Annotated in this window: 13 protein-coding genes; 9 read left to right on the top strand and 4 right to left on the bottom strand. The window is 43.9% G+C overall.

Translation table 11 applies throughout. The features are described from left to right. Window positions 1-65 precede the first annotated feature (65 nt). On the bottom strand, window positions 66-1,076 hold the full coding sequence (locus tag AAFP11_RS03090; protein WP_341735697.1) for a glycosyltransferase family 2 protein: 1,011 nt from the start codon (window positions 1,074-1,076) through the stop codon (window positions 66-68). A gap of 311 nt (window positions 1,077-1,387) precedes the next feature. Between AAFP11_RS03090 and AAFP11_RS03085 the strand changes: the two genes are divergently transcribed. Beyond that, on the top strand, window positions 1,388-1,729 hold the full coding sequence (locus tag AAFP11_RS03085; protein ID WP_341735696.1) for a zinc ribbon domain-containing protein: 342 nt from the start codon (window positions 1,388-1,390) through the stop codon (window positions 1,727-1,729). A 13-nt stretch (window positions 1,730-1,742) separates the two neighbouring features. Here the strand turns inward: AAFP11_RS03085 and AAFP11_RS03080 are convergent, their stop codons facing one another. Beyond that, on the bottom strand, window positions 1,743-2,660 hold the full coding sequence (locus AAFP11_RS03080) for a histone deacetylase (RefSeq protein WP_341735695.1): 918 nt from the start codon (window positions 2,658-2,660) through the stop codon (window positions 1,743-1,745). Between the two features lie 79 nt (window positions 2,661-2,739). Between AAFP11_RS03080 and AAFP11_RS03075 the strand changes: the two genes are divergently transcribed. The 4 genes from AAFP11_RS03075 (at window position 2,740) to AAFP11_RS03060 (ending at window position 11,602) form a co-directional block, all read left to right on the top strand. Next, window positions 2,740-3,264, top strand: a complete 525-nt coding sequence (locus AAFP11_RS03075; RefSeq protein WP_341735694.1) for a hypothetical protein — start codon at window positions 2,740-2,742, stop codon at window positions 3,262-3,264. 326 nt (window positions 3,265-3,590) lie between these two features. Then, window positions 3,591-8,315 carry a PAS domain S-box protein gene (locus AAFP11_RS03070; RefSeq protein ID WP_341735693.1) on the top strand — a complete coding sequence of 1,575 codons (4,725 nt, stop codon included), beginning with the start codon at window positions 3,591-3,593 and terminating at the stop codon, window positions 8,313-8,315. After that, a complete protein-coding gene (locus tag AAFP11_RS03065; RefSeq protein ID WP_341735692.1) occupies window positions 8,281-10,308 on the top strand; it encodes an adenylate/guanylate cyclase domain-containing protein in 2,028 nt (675 codons plus the stop codon). Before AAFP11_RS03070 ends, AAFP11_RS03065 begins: the two co-directional genes overlap by 35 nt. A gap of 265 nt (window positions 10,309-10,573) precedes the next feature. Beyond that, window positions 10,574-11,602 carry a hypothetical protein gene (locus AAFP11_RS03060; protein WP_341735691.1) on the top strand — a complete coding sequence of 343 codons (1,029 nt, stop codon included), beginning with the start codon at window positions 10,574-10,576 and terminating at the stop codon, window positions 11,600-11,602. A gap of 280 nt (window positions 11,603-11,882) precedes the next feature. On the opposite strand, the gene AAFP11_RS03055 is transcribed toward AAFP11_RS03060, so the two are convergent. Beyond that, entirely contained in the window at window positions 11,883-12,701 is an 819-nt protein-coding gene (locus AAFP11_RS03055) for a carbohydrate ABC transporter permease (RefSeq protein ID WP_341735690.1), read from the bottom strand. Between the two features lie 179 nt (window positions 12,702-12,880). On the opposite strand from AAFP11_RS03055, the gene AAFP11_RS03050 reads away from it, so the two are divergent. After that, the gene (locus AAFP11_RS03050) at window positions 12,881-13,573 is read left to right on the top strand and encodes an aldehyde oxygenase (deformylating) (protein WP_341735689.1); all 693 of its coding nucleotides are present in this window, start codon (window positions 12,881-12,883) and stop codon (window positions 13,571-13,573) included. 235 nt (window positions 13,574-13,808) lie between these two features. Next, on the top strand, window positions 13,809-14,831 hold the full coding sequence (locus tag AAFP11_RS03045) for a long-chain acyl-[acyl-carrier-protein] reductase (RefSeq protein ID WP_341735688.1): 1,023 nt from the start codon (window positions 13,809-13,811) through the stop codon (window positions 14,829-14,831). A gap of 44 nt (window positions 14,832-14,875) precedes the next feature. On the opposite strand, the gene AAFP11_RS03040 is transcribed toward AAFP11_RS03045, so the two are convergent. Further along, window positions 14,876-15,058 (bottom strand): hypothetical protein, encoded by a 183-nt coding sequence (locus tag AAFP11_RS03040; RefSeq protein ID WP_341735687.1) that lies wholly within the window; start codon window positions 15,056-15,058, stop codon window positions 14,876-14,878. A gap of 91 nt (window positions 15,059-15,149) precedes the next feature. Here AAFP11_RS03040 and accA point away from each other — a divergent pair, with 91 nt between their 5' ends. Both accA and AAFP11_RS03030 read left to right on the top strand, forming a co-directional pair. Beyond that, the gene (gene accA, locus AAFP11_RS03035) at window positions 15,150-16,142 is read left to right on the top strand and encodes an acetyl-CoA carboxylase carboxyl transferase subunit alpha (protein ID WP_341735686.1); all 993 of its coding nucleotides are present in this window, start codon (window positions 15,150-15,152) and stop codon (window positions 16,140-16,142) included. Between the two features lie 203 nt (window positions 16,143-16,345). Further along, window positions 16,346-17,071 carry an SDR family oxidoreductase gene (locus tag AAFP11_RS03030; RefSeq protein WP_341735685.1) on the top strand — a complete coding sequence of 242 codons (726 nt, stop codon included), beginning with the start codon at window positions 16,346-16,348 and terminating at the stop codon, window positions 17,069-17,071. The last annotated feature ends 81 nt before the right edge of the window (window positions 17,072-17,152 follow it).

Genomic DNA, 17,152 nt, shown 5'->3' with positions numbered 1-17,152 from the left:
ACATCACACAAGATTTTATTTGGATTAACCGGGTTTATTTGGGTTTGAATTATTTACCCACTCCTTTAAAAATTTTTGGATTTTTCAATCTTACCCCCCTTAAAAAATACACTATTCAATACAAAATCGCTGAGTAATTTTGGTGGATCGCCATCGGGCTTGCCTTGCAGTACGCGCCGCATTCTCCAGACGGCAAAACCCGAAGCCCAGGACACATCAGTTAAGGCTGTGTAAACCAAGCCGTAGTTTTTGACAAAGTACCTGCGCCGGGAATCAAACCAATAAGTCGGCAGCCGTTTGGCAGGCTTTTTGGTGTCAGTAACACCTGAGCTTTGACCGACTAGGTGGACAACACGACTTTCGGGCACATACCAGCAACTCCAACCAGCTTTGTGAGCTTGCAGGCAAAAGTCCATTTCTTCGCAATACATGAAATAAGCTTCATCCATCAAGCCAATCTTTTCAAATACTTCGCGACGGACGATCATGCTGGCTCCAGCTACCCAATCAGTTTGACAGATTTCTTCGGAAATCGGAGGCGCTACGGCCCAGTTTTTCAAAAGCTTGGATAGGAAGCCTGTGCGCCAACCAAAATCGAGTTCCGTCAACAAGCTGTGAAACCGAAAAGCTGACTCCTGGGGGGTGCCGTCGGGGTCTTCTAAGCGGCTGCCGGCGATTCCGGCTTCGGGATGAGTGTCCATGAAATCGACCAGGGCTTTGATGGCACCGGGGCGAACTACGGTGTCTGGGTTCAGCAGCAGGATGTAAGGCGGGGGATTGGGAGATTTCAGGGCGGGACGGATCAGGGCGTTGTTGCCAAAGGCGAATCCGCCGTTGTAGTCTAGGGGTACGAAGGATGCCCATTCGCTCCAGCCTTCTGCTGCGATCGCGCTGCTAATTTCTGCGACTGAGTTATCACCAGAGGCGTTGTCTGCAACTGCAACCCGCATACCGGGAAGGGATTCGACTTCGTTAACTAGAGAACGCAGGCAGTCAATGGTCAAAGCCGGGGTTCGGTAGTTAACGATGACCACAAGTAGCGGATACGGATGATTTGGCGCAATGGCATTGGACATAATGGCGATCGTCTGTTTAATAATTTTTAGCTCAGTTTGTATCTGTTTGGCAAGGGCTGGTAGTTAAACATTTGATAAATACAAATGTTTAACTACCAGCCGGGAAGTCTAAGGGTATATTTAGAGGGGGATGAATCTGAGCGCTGCGCGAAGTACCCCAAATAAATTACTCCTTGGGATGAAAGGCTCGTCGGGTGTAGGTACGGAAACCGACAATTAGACATTGCAAAGACCTTTAACTTTGATGTACTTCCTAGATATTAAAGCAAAAGAAATGGTATGTTAAGGTAGGTCGAAAAAAGAAGCTAAAAATGCAACTCACTTACAAATACCGCCTCAAACCCACAAAAGCCCAACTAGCAACTATTAACGTTCTGAAATATGTCGCCGGGAAACTAGGTAAAAGTGTTTTATTTGTTGACCCCAAAGGAACTTCCCAGCACTGTTGGAACTGCCTCAACAAAGTCCCGAAAGAGTTGTCCCAACGGTGGCATTCTTGTCAATGTGGAGAATCTTTGGATCGAGATGAAAATTCAGCCAAACTCATAAGAAAAATTGGTCTGAGTTACGAAAGTGGCGGTGGAACTCCGTCACTCAAAAAAGCCTTTGCAAAAAAGGAAAAAGAAGCCTGCGGTCTAACTGTACTCAGTTGACCGTCAGGTTCGTTCACAGTCGATACTGGCGATAAACCTGACTGGCCGCTCGGTGCAGCAAAGAATGCCGATAAACCAACCCCTTCGTATCATCAGAATAGCCGCCGCCAATCACACAAGCAACCGGATACCCCCCCGCCAAACAAGTAGACAAAACTTGCATTTCCCGGCGAAATAACCCCGTATCACTTAAAGCTAACTTTCCCAGTTTATCAGCCTGATGAGGGTCTACTCCGGCATCGTATAAAACCAAATCTGGCTTGACATCCGAGAGCAAATCTGCTAAATATTTAGCCAAGGTTTGTAAATATTCTTCATCCTCCATGCCCACAGGCAAAGCGACATCTAAATCGCCCTTTTGTTTGGTACCTGGAAAATTCACCTCACAGTGCATCGAAAAAGTAAAAACACTGTCGTCATTTTGAAAAATAACAGCGGTTCCATCCCCTTGGTGTACATCTAAATCCACAATCAATACTTGACGAACTAAACCCATTTTTTGCAGGACACGAGAGGCGATCGCCAAATCGTTAAAAATACAAAAACCAGACCCATAATTAGGGAAAGCATGATGAGTTCCACCCGCAGTATTGCAAGCTAAACCGTATTCCAAAGCAAGCTTGGCAGTCAGTACCGTCCCGGAGGAAGCGATACAAGTCCGATTGACAAGAGCCGGACTCCAAGGAAGACCAATTCGCCGTTGAGCTTTGGCATCAAGGGTCCCGTTGCAGTAAGCTTGAATGTAATAGTCATCGTGGACAAATTGAATCCATTCTGATGGAGGAAGTTCCGGGGCGTGAAATTGATCGTGGGAGGCGACCCCATCCGCCACCAGCATTTCATAAAGCAGCCGGAACTTAGCCATCGGGAAGCGATGACCGGGTGGCAGGGGTGCAACGTAATCTTCGTGGTAAATAATTGGTAAGTCCATTGAGAGTATTGTAGAAGAAATAAATCTCCAATTGAAAGTGCAAACTATCAAAAAAATAAATTCGCTGGATAACCTGTATATGGAACTAAAAATAGTTTGGGAATTGGAAAGTAACAACCCCACAAATACTGACAATTTACATCATATCAGTCAGTGGTGGGCAAATCTCCATGGCAAAGCAATTACCTGGGTAGAGCGCATTATTCCCCTGGCCGGTGATATGAGTGAAATTCACTGGCATCCCCAGCGGTTTGACGAAAATTTTATCATGGTCAATCCTGAAATTCGTGGGGATACTCTGTATTGGTACAAACCAGATTCTCCTGTCGAAAGGAATACCATAGTTCAGAAACTGGAACTAGACAACCTGCAACAGCAACTTTACATTTACCCTCAGTTAGAATCGGAGATAGTAATTCGGATAGCAATTCCCGAAATTAAATATCAAACCCTTGAACTGAAAAATGTCGAATTTGCCCTCGGCGAAGATAATATTATGTTGCTATGGGATGTAGAACAAGAACTGGAAATCAAAATCGCTCTTACTGCCGAAAATATTCTGAAACTTCAGGAATTACTGGCAGATAAACACCCGAAAATTTAAACAACTTGTTCCCTGAGATGTTGCAGCCCTATAAATCCAACACTTGGGCGCAGTCTGATGCCAGTTTTGCTGTCTTGCGGCATCGTTTAAATCTGTTGGTGAACTAGCCATGATGATTGAGAAGGCTGCTATAGGAGATAGATTTAGGACTTACACATGGGGACTCCGAAACCGGGTTTTTTTACGAAAATACTTCGTTTTTGCCGACAGATTCGGTAAAAAACCTGGTTTCTTTGGTAGGAGTGCGTCAGCCTTGACATTCCTAGAAAATAAATTAATAAATAAACTCAAATATTCATCTGGTACTCACAGTAGAGAATAAAAATATGGCCGCATACAAGATGTTGATTAACCCCGAAAACATCCAAATTTTAATCATTGACGATCGACCTAATAACTTGCGATTTTTATCAAACATCTTGAGTAAAGAGGGGTACAAAGTTCAGAGGTCTATTTCGGGTGAATTGACAGTAAATTCTGACTTTGATTCTATACCTAACTTGATTTTGCTCGATGTTGTCATGCCGAGAATGAACGGCTATGAAGTCTGTGAAAGACTAAAAGCTAACGAAAAAACCAGCGAAATTCCGGTAATTTTTTTGAGCATCCTCCATGAAGCTTATCATAAAGTTAAAGCCTTTGAAGTTGGGGGAGTTGACTACATTACTAAGCCTTTTCAAGTCGAAGAAGTTTTAGCCCGTGTCAAAAATCAACTAACTATTCAACACCTATCAAAACAATTAAAAGAGCAGAACGCCCAACTACAGCGAGAGGTGGCAGTTCGCAACGCGACAGAGCAAGCACTGCGGGAAAGTCAAGCACGGTTGCAGAAATTGGCGACTAATATACCGGGAGTAATTTATCAATTTGTGATGAATGGTGAGGGAAAATTAAATTTTGAATATATCAGTTCTGATTGTAGAACCATATATGAATTAGACAGCGAACAAATTTTAAATAACCCCGAATTGTGTTTTCAACAAAATCATCCTGATGACCGAAAAACTATTGAAAATGCTGTGCTGATGAGCGCCAAAACTTTAGCACCTTTTGCCTGCGAATGGCGGATTGTTACGCCATCAGGGAAGATTAAGTGGTTGCAATCTAATTCTCGACCCGAAATGCGTAGCAATGGAGATATTGTTTGGTACGGGGTACTTTTTGATATTAGCGATCGCAAACAATCAGATTTAGAAAAAGCGGCAGCTAAAATAGCCTTAGAACGGCAAGTTCAGCGAGAATTGCTGATTGGAAAAATAATTCAGCAGATTCGCTCTAGCTTACAACCAGATGAAATATTTCAAACCGCAGTCACTCAAATTGGTCAGACATTTGGTGTGAATCGTTGTTTGCTTCACACCTATATTACTAGCCCCCAGGTCGATATTCCTTTGGCGGCAGAGTATCTGGAACCCGATTGCGAATCAATTCGCCATATCTCAATTCCGATTTGGGGGAATCCTCACGTCGTACAAATGATGATTCAAGATCGGGCGATCGCCTCCAATAATGTTTACTCAGATCCTCTTTTACAAGCAGCGCTACCCATTTGCCGCGAGGTGAACTTGAAATCGATGTTAGCAATTCGCACTTCCTACCAAGGGGAAGCAAACGGTGCTATCTGCTTACACCAGTGCGATCGCTACCGGGAATGGACAGAAGATGAAATCGATCTTTTAGAAACTGTGGCTGCTCAAGTAGGAATTGCGATCGCCCAAGCCAAACTTTTAGAACGAGAAAAACAGCGGCTTCAACAACTCGATCGACAAAATAAACAGTTACAAGCAGAAGTTCGCACCCGCGTCCGCGCCGAACAAGCTCTGCAAGAATCTGAAGCAGAATTGCGAGCTCTTTTTGCTGCTATGACTGACTTAGTTTTAGTCAGAAATGCCGAAGGGCGTTGTATCAAAATCGCTCCCACAGGTGCGTCAAGTTTGATTAAACCTCCCAGCGAAATGATTAACAAAACAGCCCACGAAGTCTTACCCAAATCTATTGCCGACCTGATATTAGCTACTATCAAACAGGTTTTAATAAGCAAAAAAAGTATCAATATTGAATATAATTATACTGTAGAAGGACGCGAAATATGGCTCGATGCTAAAGTTTCTCCCTTGTCTGAAGATTCAGTAATTATTGTGGGACGAGATATTAGCGATCGCAAACAAACAGAATCCGCACTGCGAGAAAGTCAGCACTTCATTCAGGCGATCGCTGATTCTAATCCCAATCTATTGTACGTTTACGACTTAGTTGAAAACCGCAACGTTTACACCAACCACCAAATTACTGCAATGCTAGGTTACACCGCCCAAGAAATACAAGATATGGGTAATGAAATGATGTTAATGCTGCTCAATCCTGAAGATTTACCAGCCTTTTTAGAAAGTGTCGAAAAAGTGGAGCGATCCGAAGACGGCGATGTCATTGAATGTCAATACCGCATGAAACACAAAAACGGCGAATGGCGGTGGATGCACAGTTGGGATACAGTATTTGTGAGACAAACTGATGGTAAACCTAAACAAATTCTTGGTACGGCTAACGACATCACCGATAGCAAAAGAGCCGCAGAAAAATTGCGTGAATCCCAGCAAAGAATTTCATTTCTATTGCAGCAAACACCTATAGTGATTATCGAATTAAACATTAATTTAGAAGTGATCACTTGGAATCCGGCTGCGGAAAATATTTTTGGATATAGCCAAGCAGAAGTTATCGGTCACAACGTCCCAGATTTAATTATTCCCGAAAGTTGTTACCAGCAAATATCTCAACTTTTAAACAACAATATGACTGGGGAATTTAGTGCTACTTGCACCACCAGTGAAACCCAGACCAAAGATGGTAAAAAAGTCGTTTGTGAGTGGTATAATACTCCGCTAATTAATGAAAAAGGTAGAGCGATCGGCATCGGTTTAATGGCGGTGGATATTACCGAACGCCAGCAAGCAGAAATGGAACTACAAGAAAGTGCATTGCGGCAAAGAGCGATCGCGCGAATTATTGAAAAAATGCGGCAGACATTAGATATCCGGGAGATTTTTCAGGCCACAACGCGAGAATTGCGCCAAACCATGAAATGCGATCGAGTCGCCATTTACCGTTTCAATCCAGACTGGAGTGGTGAATTTGTAGCGGAATCCGTTGATAATAACTGGATTTCCCTCATCCAAGAACAGCAAATATACCCCAACTTCACAGAAGATACTGTAGAGAACGAAAAGTGCCTCCTCCAAAAATTTGATAGCAGCTTACAAGAAGTATGCGACACCTATTTGCAAGAAACCCAAGGCGGAGCCTACAGCCGTGGTAAGACTTACCTTTGCGTCGAAGATATTTACAAACAAGGCTTCGATAATTGCTACATCCAACTCTTAGAAAAATTTGAAGTCAAAGCCTATATTACCGTCCCCATTTTTTGCGGAGAAAAACTTTGGGGATTACTCGCATCCTATCAAAATTCAGCCCCCCGCCAGTGGAGCGAAGCTGAAATCAACGTCGCAGTTCATATAGGTACGCAGCTAGGAGTCGCGTTGCAACAAGCTGAGTTGCTAGCCTACACTCAAAGACAGTCAATGGAACTAATTAAATCTCAAGGAAATGCTGAAGTTGCCAATCGTGCCAAAAGCCAATTTCTCGCATCCATGAGCCACGAACTCCGCACCCCATTAAACGCTATTCTTGGTTTTTCTCAAGTTATGGCTCGCAACATTTCCATCACCAAAGAACAAAAAGAATACATTGAAATCATCAACCGTAGCGGCGAACATTTGTTGGAACTCATCAATGATGTATTGTCCATGTCTAAGATAGAATCTGGTCAGATTAGCATCAATGAAAATAGTTTTAACCTATACAAGCTGATCGATATCCTCAAAGAAATGTTGCAATTAAAAGCCAACTCTAAAGGCTTGCAGCTAATCTTTGACCTACCGGATAATTTACCAAAATACATTCAAACCGATGAATCAAAATTGCGGCAAGTTTTAATTAACCTCATCGGAAATGCTATTAAATTTACTGTGAAGGGAAGCGTTAGTCTGCGAGTCACAAGCCAACCAGAAGAAACTTTAGATGGAGCCAAAAAATGCCAATTAATTTTTGAAGTAATGGACACCGGACCTGGTATTTCTCCGCAAGAAATTAACACTTTATTTCAGCCCTTCGTGCAAACAGATACCGGACGTAAATCGATGCAAGGAACTGGTTTAGGCTTGCCGATTAGCCAGCAGTTTGTCCGAATTATGGGAGGTGATATATCAGTTAAAAGTCAAATCGATCGAGGCACAAAATTTACCTTTAATATCCAAGTGAATGTGTTAACAGAAATTGATGATAGAGAAAAATATAGCACCAAACAAGTCATTGCTTTAGAAGCTGGACAGCCAGTTTATCGGATATTGATAGTTGAAGATGTACTAGAAAACCGTCAACTGTTAATCGAGATTTTGAAACCATTGGGATTTGAAATTATCGAAGCTTGTAACGGTGAAGAAGCTGTGGCTTTGCACGAAAGCTGGAAACCCCACCTGATCTTGATGGATATGTTGATGCCTATTATGGACGGGTATGAGGCAACCAGAAAAATTAAGCAAACTCCTGAAGGCGAAAAAACCATCATTATTGCCCTGACTGCTACTGCTTTTGAGGAGCAGCGACAAGTGATTTTTGCCGCAGGTTGTGATGATTTTATCTGTAAACCCTTTCGGGAAGAAGTGCTGTTTGAAAAAATTGCGGCTCACCTGAAAGTGCGTTATATTTATGAGGAAGAAAAGTCATCTACTTCTGTGTCCGCCCTGATATCTCCCAAAAGTTTGACCCCAGAGGATTTGAGTGTAATGCCTATAGACTGGTTGGTCAATTTGTACCAAGCAGGGATTTGCGTTGATGACAGTGGCATACTGGAACTGATTAAGCAAATCCCTGAAAGTGAGGCAACTCTCGCTAAGGCTTTAACAGATTTGGTCGAAAACTTTCGGATTGATATCATCATCGATCTCACTCAATTATATTATGATGAACGACCATCCACTGCCAGTGACTCCTAAAGATATTCTGATCGTTGACGATATGCCGGATAACTTGCGACTTTTATCCACCATGCTTACATCTCACGGCTATCAAGTTAGGAAGGCTATTAACGGACAACTTGCTTTGCAAGGAGCACAAATGTCTCCTCCGAGTCTAATTTTGTTAGATATTAATATGCCGAAAATGAACGGCTATGAAGTTTGTCAGAAATTAAAAAAAAATGATAATACTAAAGATATTCCGATCATTTTTATTAGCGCCCTAGATGATGTATTAGAAAAAGTAAAAGCTTTTCAAGTAGGAGGAGTAGACTATATTACTAAGCCATTTCAAATAGAAGAAGTTTTAGCCCGTGTTGAAAGCCAACTTTCCTTGCGCTCTTTGCAATCAAAACTGCAACAACAAGCTAGAGAGTTGCAAGAGCGCAATGCTTTGTTGGAGCAAGAAATTACTGAAAGAAAGCGGGCTGAAGAAGAAATTAGGTTTTTGCTGGAAACTACGCGGGCGATCGGCGAATCGGTGGATTTTAACTCTGCTTTAGAAGTAATTTTGCACCAAGTTGGCGAAACAATCGGATGGGATCTAGGAGAAGCTTGGATTCCTGATTCCGAAGGAACTTTGTTGAAATCGAGTCGCGGTTGGTATGGTAGAGATAGCAGCATGGCAATCTTCCGCCAGCAAAGTGAAAACTTGACATTTGCTAGAAATATCGGGCTACCAGGACGAGTTTGGGTTTCCGGGAAACCTGAATGGGTAGAAGATATTTCCGTGGGATACCCAGAATTTATGAGAACTAAAATAGCGCTAGAAATTGGGTTTAAAGCAGGTTTTGGTGTACCTATTTTAGTCGGGGATGAAGTCTTAGCAGTCTTAGTTTTTTTTAAACTTGTATCTGGTCCCAAGGACTCGCGATTTATTGACATTTTTAATATTGTTTGCACTCAATTAGGTTCATTAATTCAGCGAAAAAAAGCAGAAGAGTCTCTGAAGATAGCTGAAGAAAGATATCACAGTATTGTAGAAAATGCCATGGAAGGCATTTTTCAAAGTACCCCTTCAGGACAATTTATCAGCGCTAATCCAGCCTTAGCGAAATTGTATGGTTACGAATCGCCTACGGAACTGATGTCCAGCATTCAAAACATTTCCGAGCAACTTTATATTGATGCCGAACGCCGTCGGGAATTCGTAGTTGCTATGGATGAACACAATGCTCTTTCTGGCTTTGAATCGAGGGTTAAACGTAAGGAAGGTGCTTGGATTTGGGTATCGGAAAATGTCCGGGCAGTTCGCAATTCCCAAGGTAAATTAATTTACTATGAAGGTACTGTTTCTGATATTACAGAGCGAAAGTTAGTCCAAGAAGCCCTGAAATTTCAACAGGATCAAACTGAAAAGTTGCTGTTGAATATTTTACCAAAACCCATAGCCGAAAGATTGAAAGTTGAGCAAAGCACAATTGCTGACAGTTTTGAAGAAGTAAGTGTTTTATTTGCTGACATTGTTGGCTTTACTGAGTTGTCCGCTAGAATGTCTCCGACGGAACTCGTAAAGCGTTTAAACGTGATTTTTTCCCAATTCGATCAATTAGCAGAAGAGTACGGTGTGGAAAAAATTAAGACTATTGGTGATGCTTACATGGTAGTTGGAGGATTACCTACACCCAGAGATGACCACGCTGAGGCGATCGCGGAAATGGCCCTGGAAATGCAAGCAAAAATAGCAAAATTGTCCGCCCAAACAGGGGAAGATTTGGCAATTCGCGTGGGTATCAATTCTGGGCCAGTAGTTGCGGGAGTGATTGGTGTTAGCAAATTTACTTACGATTTGTGGGGGGATACTGTGAATGTGGCGGCGAGGATGGAAGTTACAGGAGTTGCAGGCAGTATTCAAGTTACGGATGTTACTTATGAGCTTTTGAAAGATAAGTATTTGTTTAAGAATCGAGGTTTGACTCCGATCAAAGGTAAGGGGGATATGGTGACTTATTGGCTCCAAGGAAGAAAGTAGAAAGTAGAAATTAGCAATTGGGAATTGGGAATTGGGAATTGGGAATTGGGAATTGGGAATTGGGAATTGGGAATTGGGCCTTTTGGCTTCGCCATCAGGTAAATTGTCTCGAAACATCCCGATCGTGCAATAATGATAAGACTTGCACACAAACTCTATTAGTAGAGTGGGCATTCCCCACGTTACCGCTACATATAGAGTTTCAACTGTCAACCCGTGTAAGTTCCAAATCAAACCGGCTGTTGCTCTACACAATTTTTTCCTAATGGCTGAAGTCCCCCAAAATCCCGCAGAACTTGCAGAAGCCCTCAAAGGCTTTACCGATATCAATTTTCAATTACCCGATCCCGAAGACGAACAAATACCAGACTTCGATTTTGACAATCAGGTTGACAATGCCTGGAAAGTGTGCGATCGCTTTGACTTGCAAACAGATATCTGGCGGGGACGCATTCTCCGAACAGTCCGAGACAGAGAAAAAAAAGGTGGCGAAGGACGCGGCACTGGCTTTTTGAACTGGCTAAAAGAACGAGAAATAGGCAAAAGTCAAGCCTATTCCCTGATAGAATTAGCTAAGAGTGCCGATACATTAATCGAGCAAGGAGATTTAGACCCAGATTCCATTAGAAACTTCAGCAAAAGAGCCTTTGTAGAAACCGCCAAAGCATCTCCCGAAGTACAGCTAATGGTAACAGATGCGGCCGGAAAAGGCGATCGTATTACCAGGCGTGAAGTTAAACAACTCTCCGACGAATGGATGGCTTTAAACTCCGACTTACTCCCAGAAGAAGTCAAAGAGAAAGCATCCACAGGTTCCCTACCTTCCCGCTACCTAGCCCCCTTAGTCAAAGAAATGGAGAAACTATCTCCATCTCACCAAATTGAAATTCAAAAAGAAGTAGCAGAAAATCCCGACGTAGATACAGTCAAACAACTAACTTCCGATGCCAAGAATTTATCTAAATATCTCGATTCTGCGGCCCAAGTCCAGGCGCTCAATCAGTCTCATTTAGATATGGAAATGGCCTTAGAAGAATCCTTACGAGTAGGCTGCTTGGGAACCACCGCAGACGTTGTGAAACAGGCAGCGCAGCTAGAACAAACAGTAATCAAACTATACACTATTTGGAAACGTTTAGGCAGTTTAACAGATAGATTGTATGTCGATACAGGAGCCAGTACGCCGAATTTACGATTACTTCTAGGATGTTTAGACACGCTTTCGGGAGAGAAGATCGAAGTTGATTTCGGAGATGGAGAACGCTCTATTCGTTTGCAAATTATTAGCGAATAAATCCACTTTTCAATCGGTGAGTGATATCAAATCCGGTAGCATCTGAATGATTCAGATCTCTATTCTCTCCCTCTGTGTCCTCTGTGTTCTCTGCGGTTAAATCATTCCGATGCAGCCGGAAACGATATGACTACAAATTTACATCTGCACTATTTCAGCAACAGGCTTCTAGCCTGTTCCACAAAGACTGAATCTGATTGTGGAACGGGCTTCTAGCCTGTTCTTGAAAATAGTGCAACATCAGCAACAGGCTTCTAGCCTGTTCCACAAAGACTGAATCTTAATTCTTAATCCCCGTCGTCGCAATACCCCGCATAAACTGCCGTTGACCGACCAAAAACAGTAACACAACAGGCACTGTCCCAATTACCACCGCGGCCATCAACAAGGGCCAACTGCTAGTAAACTGTTCCTGAAACTCAGCCAAAGCCAACTGTACGGTACGCAACTCTGGGCGCGTCGTAAACACCAGGGGCTTAAACAAATCGTTCCACTCGCCGATAAACGTAAACAAAAACAGCGTCACCAAAGCAGGGCGGGCCAAAGGCAACATCACTTGCCACAAAACCTGCCAGCGGTTTGCCCCATCCAGCATGGCGGCCTCTTCCAACTCCACGGGAATTGTCAGGAAATATTGACGTAGGAGAAAAATCCCAAAACCATTAGCAGCCGTGGGTAAGATTAGCGCCCCGTAGGTATTGAGCAAATGGCCCCACTTCAAAACCAAGAAAATGGGAATCACCAAAAGCTGAAAGGGAATTACCAGGGTTGCCAAAACCACCAACACTAAGGCTTGTCGCCCTCGAAACTTCAGCCTGGCCAAGGCATAGCCGGCTAAAGCCGAAGTTACTACCTGAAAACCAGTTACTGCGATCGCCACTAGAGTAGAATTAAGAAATGCCAACAAAAAATTACCGCGTCGCCAAGCCTCCTGATAGTTCGCAAAAGTCCAGCCCGTGACCTTGACACCGACACCAGATGGTGATAAAGAAACCAAAAATACAGCAGCTAGAGGCAACAGCACCAGTGCGGCCCCCACTAGCAACAAAATAAAACTCAGCAGTTCCAGTGCCCTAGACCTGTCAAAAGATTTGGTCATAAATTTGTGAATTAATCTAAAATGATAACCTTAGTGAGGCTCTCAAACCCGATCGCCCCCCAAGTTCCCGCACAACCGCGAATTTTTAGTCGAAAATAGGTAAAGTGTACCGTCACTGACCCCAAATTTTAAAGGGCGTCAAAACATCCTACAAGGTTATTGAGGAGAATACATATCATATGCTACAGCTTGAGGCCATCCCAGCAATTGACTTTCAAACCGAAGCTTACAAAGATGCTTACAGCCGCATCAACGCCATTGTGATTGAAGGCGAACAAGAAGCTCATGACAATTACCTGACACTCGCCGAACTGTTGGCGGACGAAAAGGACAAGTTAATTCGCTTGTCCAATATGGAGAACCGGCATATGAAAGGCTTCCAAGCTTGTGGCCGGAATCTGAAAGTCACGCCAGACATGGTATTTGCCAAGGAGTTCTTTTCAGAACTGCATAAGAATTTCCAAAAGGCATCTGCCGAAGGTAAGGTTGTAACTTGCTTGCTGATTCAATCGCTGATTATCGAGTGTTTTGCGATCGCAGCCTACAATATTTACATTCCCGTCGCTGACGACTTCGCCCGCAAAATCACTGAAGGCGTAATCAAAGAAGAATATATGCACCTCAATTTTGGGGAAGTCTGGCTAAAAGCTCACTTTGAAGACTCCAAAGCTGAACTCGAAGCAGCCAACCGCCAAAACTTGCCCATCATCTGGAGACTGCTAAACTCTGTTGCAGACGATGCTAACGTCTTGGGGATGGAAAAAGAGGCTTTAATTGAAGACTTTATGATTGCCTATGGTGAAGCCCTGGGCAACATTGGTTTTAGCAACCGTGACATCATGCGGATGTCAGCACAAGGCCTCGCAGCCTAATCCAATTGGAAATAAGGAATAGGATAACAATTAAAAAAATCAAACTTTTTAGTTTTGCCTTCTTCCTTCTTCCTTCTTCCTTACAAGGTTTCGCACCCCAATCAAGTTAGAAATAAAGAACGGGAACTCAATTAAATTTTTTTAATTTTCCCTTCTGACAACTGACAACTGACAACTGACAACTGACAACTGTCAACTGTCAACTGACTTCTTCCTTCCTTAATTTTACAACTTAATGTTTGGTTTAATCGGTCACTTAACCAGCTTAGAACACGCCCAATCGGTAGCTAACGAGCTGGGCTATCCAGAATACGCCGATCAAGGTCTCGATTTTTGGTGCAGCGCACCGCCCCAAATAGTCGATCACATCACGGTGACAAGCATCACTGGGCAAAAAATAGAAGGCCGCTATGTGGAGTCCTGTTTTCTGCCAGAAATGCTAGCCACTCGTCGGATTAAAGCAGCCACTCGCAAAATTATTAATGCGATGGCGCACGCTCAAAAAAATGGGATTAATATCACAGCTCTAGGTGGCTTTTCTTCGATCATTTTTGAGACTTTCAACTTGCAGCAAATTAAGCAAATTCGCAATCTCAAGTTGGAGTTTGAGCGGTTCACTACTGGCAATACTCACACTGCTTACATCCTCTGTCGCCAAGTAGAACAAGCAGCCCCCAAATTGGGGATTGAATTGTCAAAGGCTACCGTAGCTGTTTGTGGTGCTACTGGCGATATTGGCAGTGCTGTGTGTCGCTGGCTCAATGTCAAAACTAATGTAGCAGAATTGTTGCTAATTGCCCGCGACAAGGAACGTTTGCAAGACTTGCAGACGGAATTAGGGCGAGGCAAAATTATGGGTTTGGAAGAGGCGCTACCCCAGGCTGATATTGTCGTCTGGGTAGCGAGTATGCCGAAGGGAGTAGAAATCGATCCCTCTACATTGAAGCAACCTTGTTTGCTAATTGATGGTGGTTATCCCAAAAATCTGGCAACTCAGGTTCAGCATCCCGAAATTTACGTGCTCAATGGTGGCATTGTGGAACATTCCCTCGATATTGAGTGGAAAATCATGAAGATTGTCAATATGGATGTACCGGGTAGACAGTTGTTTGCTTGTTTTGCTGAGTCAATGCTGCTGGAATTTGAAAAGTTGTATACCAATTTTTCTTGGGGACGGAATCAAATTACGGTGGAAAAGATGGAGCAAATTGGTGAGATTTCCGTTAAACACGGTTTCCGACCTTTGATGTCATTTTGAGTTTGAAAATTAACAGTTAACAGTTAACAATGAACTGTTAACTGTTAACTGTTACAAGAAGCTTTGAGCGCAGTTTTTGATACTGAAATGGCTGTCACAGCTTCCGGAGGCGTGAGTTCGATGGCGTTGGTATTGTTGTTGTCAGAGTGTAGCAAAAAATTAAGCTCAACTCCCTGATTTGCCAAAGCGATAGGAAGCAATTGACCAATTAATAGTGACAACTTCAACCGGGCCCTCTTTTGGAGCAACACCTAACACGGTAGGATCTCCAAAGAGTCGATCGACAAAACCTGACAAAACATTATAGAAACTCTCAGCGTGCCAAACCCAGACCGGAAACCACTACTCTTAGATTTTGAAAAGCCCCTGGCAAAACTCGAAGCCCGAATTCACGAGATTCGCCAACTTGCAGCCGAAAACGGTGTGGATGTTTCCGAAGAAACATCCGAAGAAATTCGCAAGCTGGAAGCTCGAACAGACCAACTGCGGCAAGAGATTTTTAGCAGCCTCTCCCCCATGCAGCGGTTGCAACTAGCCCGTCACCCCCGTCGCCCCAGTACCCTCGATTACGTTCAGGCAATTAGCGACGAGTGGATTGAGCTTCACGGCGATCGACGGGGCGGTGACGACCCGGCCATGGTGGGTGGTATTGCCCGCATTGATGGGCGTCCCACGGTCATCATCGGCCACCAAAAAGGTCGCGACACCAAAGACAATATTGCCCGCAACTTCGGTATGGCGGCTCCCGGTGGCTACCGCAAAGCCCTACGATTGATGGAACACGCCGATCGCTTCTCCATGCCAATTTTCACCTTTATCGACACTCCAGGGGCTTGGGCGGGCTTAGAAGCCGAACAGCTTGGACAAGGAGAGGCGATCGCCTGTAACCTCCGAGAAATGTTTCGCCTCGATGTTCCCATCATCTGTACCGTCATCGGCGAAGGCGGTTCTGGTGGCGCTTTGGGCATAGGCGTCGGCGAGCGATTGTTGATGCTAGAGCATTCCGTCTATACCGTTGCTACCCCCGAAGCGTGTGCCGCGATCCTCTGGAAAGACTCTGGGAAAGCTAACTTGGCCGCCGAAGCTCTAAAAATTACTTCTTGGGATTTGAAAAACCTCGGCGTTCTCGATCAAATAGTACCAGAACCCATTGGTGGCGCTCACTCTAACCCCCTCAAGGCTGCGTCCATACTGAAACGAGCATTGTTGGAAAATTTAGCAGAACTGAGTCAGCTTTCCAGCCAGCAGCGCCGGGAACTGCGGTATCAAAAATTCCGCCACATCGGTGTATTCACAGAAATTCCTGCTTGAGGCGATCGATTCCCAGGAATCAGTTCAGCAATTTTTAACTGAAAACTCATCTTCTCAATACCGATGGATAATTCTGCGAATCTGCCAGCAATGTTATAATTTTTGATGTGACATCGGCTTAACATTTCTTAATGTTAATCTCAGAAATAACTGTTCCCATGGGATATTCGATCGACTGAGTTTCCCCCATACCGAGTTTTTCTATGAACTATCCGACAACAAAGCAGGCTCTGATTACCGGAGCAAGTAGCGGTATTGGCAAAGCCACGGCTCTAGCATTTGCCAAAGCCGGCATAAACCTGGCTTTAGTTAGTCGAGGGTCAGAAAACTTAGAAGCCGTTGCCGCCGCAGCCAGAGAAGTCGGAGTGAAAGCAGAAGCTTATCCCTTAGACTTGTCAAAAATTGACCAAGTGCAAAGTAGCATCAGTGCGATTGCAGCTCAATTTGGACCAGTAGATATCCTGGTCAACAGTGCTGGCATGGGCTATACAGGTCCATTGACAGAAACGCCTCTAGCCGACTGGCAGAGAGTTTTAGACCTGAATTTGACTAGCGTCTGGCAGTGCATTCAAGGAATTTTGCCGTCCATGCGCGATCGAAAATCAGGAATCATCATCAACGTTTCCTCCATCGCCGGCAGCCAAGTCTTTCCGAATTGGGGACTATATTGCGTCAGCAAATTCGGTCTCATGGCTTTGTCTAAGGCTGTAGCGACAGAAGAACGGGCTGGCGGAATTCGTGTAACAACAATCTGTCCAGGTTCTGTCAACACTCCCATGTGGGACACGGAAACAGTCCAAGCCGACTTCGATCGCACAGCCATGTTAACTCCAGAAATCGTCGCCGAATCTATACTGCACGCAGTACAGTTACCCGATGGCGCCGTAATTGAAGAAATCACCCTCATGTCCAACGCTGGAGTTTTGTGAACAGGAGATTTGAGACTGCTGAGTTTTCCAGGAATTCAACAATCTTTGAATCTCTAGCTATATTCTCCAATCGCAAATCCC

This window comes from Microcoleus sp. CAWBG640, assembly GCF_020883015.1.
GTDB classification, from domain to species: domain Bacteria; phylum Cyanobacteriota; class Cyanobacteriia; order Cyanobacteriales; family Microcoleaceae; genus Microcoleus; species Microcoleus anatoxicus.
This window is presented reverse-complemented; position numbering and strand designations above follow the sequence as displayed.

What these genes read in the sequence shown, in the direction of transcription:
- AAFP11_RS03090 (WP_341735697.1), bottom strand. Translation starts at nt 1,076, where the DNA reads ATGTCCAATGCCATTGCGCCAAATCATCCGTATCCGCTACTTGTGGTC.
- AAFP11_RS03085 (WP_341735696.1), top strand. Translation starts at nt 1,388, where the DNA reads ATGCAACTCACTTACAAATACCGCCTCAAACCCACAAAAGCCCAACTA.
- AAFP11_RS03080 (WP_341735695.1), bottom strand. Translation starts at nt 2,660, where the DNA reads ATGGACTTACCAATTATTTACCACGAAGATTACGTTGCACCCCTGCCA.
- AAFP11_RS03075 (WP_341735694.1), top strand. Translation starts at nt 2,740, where the DNA reads ATGGAACTAAAAATAGTTTGGGAATTGGAAAGTAACAACCCCACAAAT.
- AAFP11_RS03070 (WP_341735693.1), top strand. Translation starts at nt 3,591, where the DNA reads ATGGCCGCATACAAGATGTTGATTAACCCCGAAAACATCCAAATTTTA.
- AAFP11_RS03065 (WP_341735692.1), top strand. Translation starts at nt 8,281, where the DNA reads ATGATGAACGACCATCCACTGCCAGTGACTCCTAAAGATATTCTGATC.
- AAFP11_RS03060 (WP_341735691.1), top strand. Translation starts at nt 10,574, where the DNA reads ATGGCTGAAGTCCCCCAAAATCCCGCAGAACTTGCAGAAGCCCTCAAA.
- AAFP11_RS03055 (WP_341735690.1), bottom strand. Translation starts at nt 12,701, where the DNA reads ATGACCAAATCTTTTGACAGGTCTAGGGCACTGGAACTGCTGAGTTTT.
- AAFP11_RS03050 (WP_341735689.1), top strand. Translation starts at nt 12,881, where the DNA reads ATGCTACAGCTTGAGGCCATCCCAGCAATTGACTTTCAAACCGAAGCT.
- AAFP11_RS03045 (WP_341735688.1), top strand. Translation starts at nt 13,809, where the DNA reads ATGTTTGGTTTAATCGGTCACTTAACCAGCTTAGAACACGCCCAATCG.
- AAFP11_RS03030 (WP_341735685.1), top strand. Translation starts at nt 16,346, where the DNA reads ATGAACTATCCGACAACAAAGCAGGCTCTGATTACCGGAGCAAGTAGC.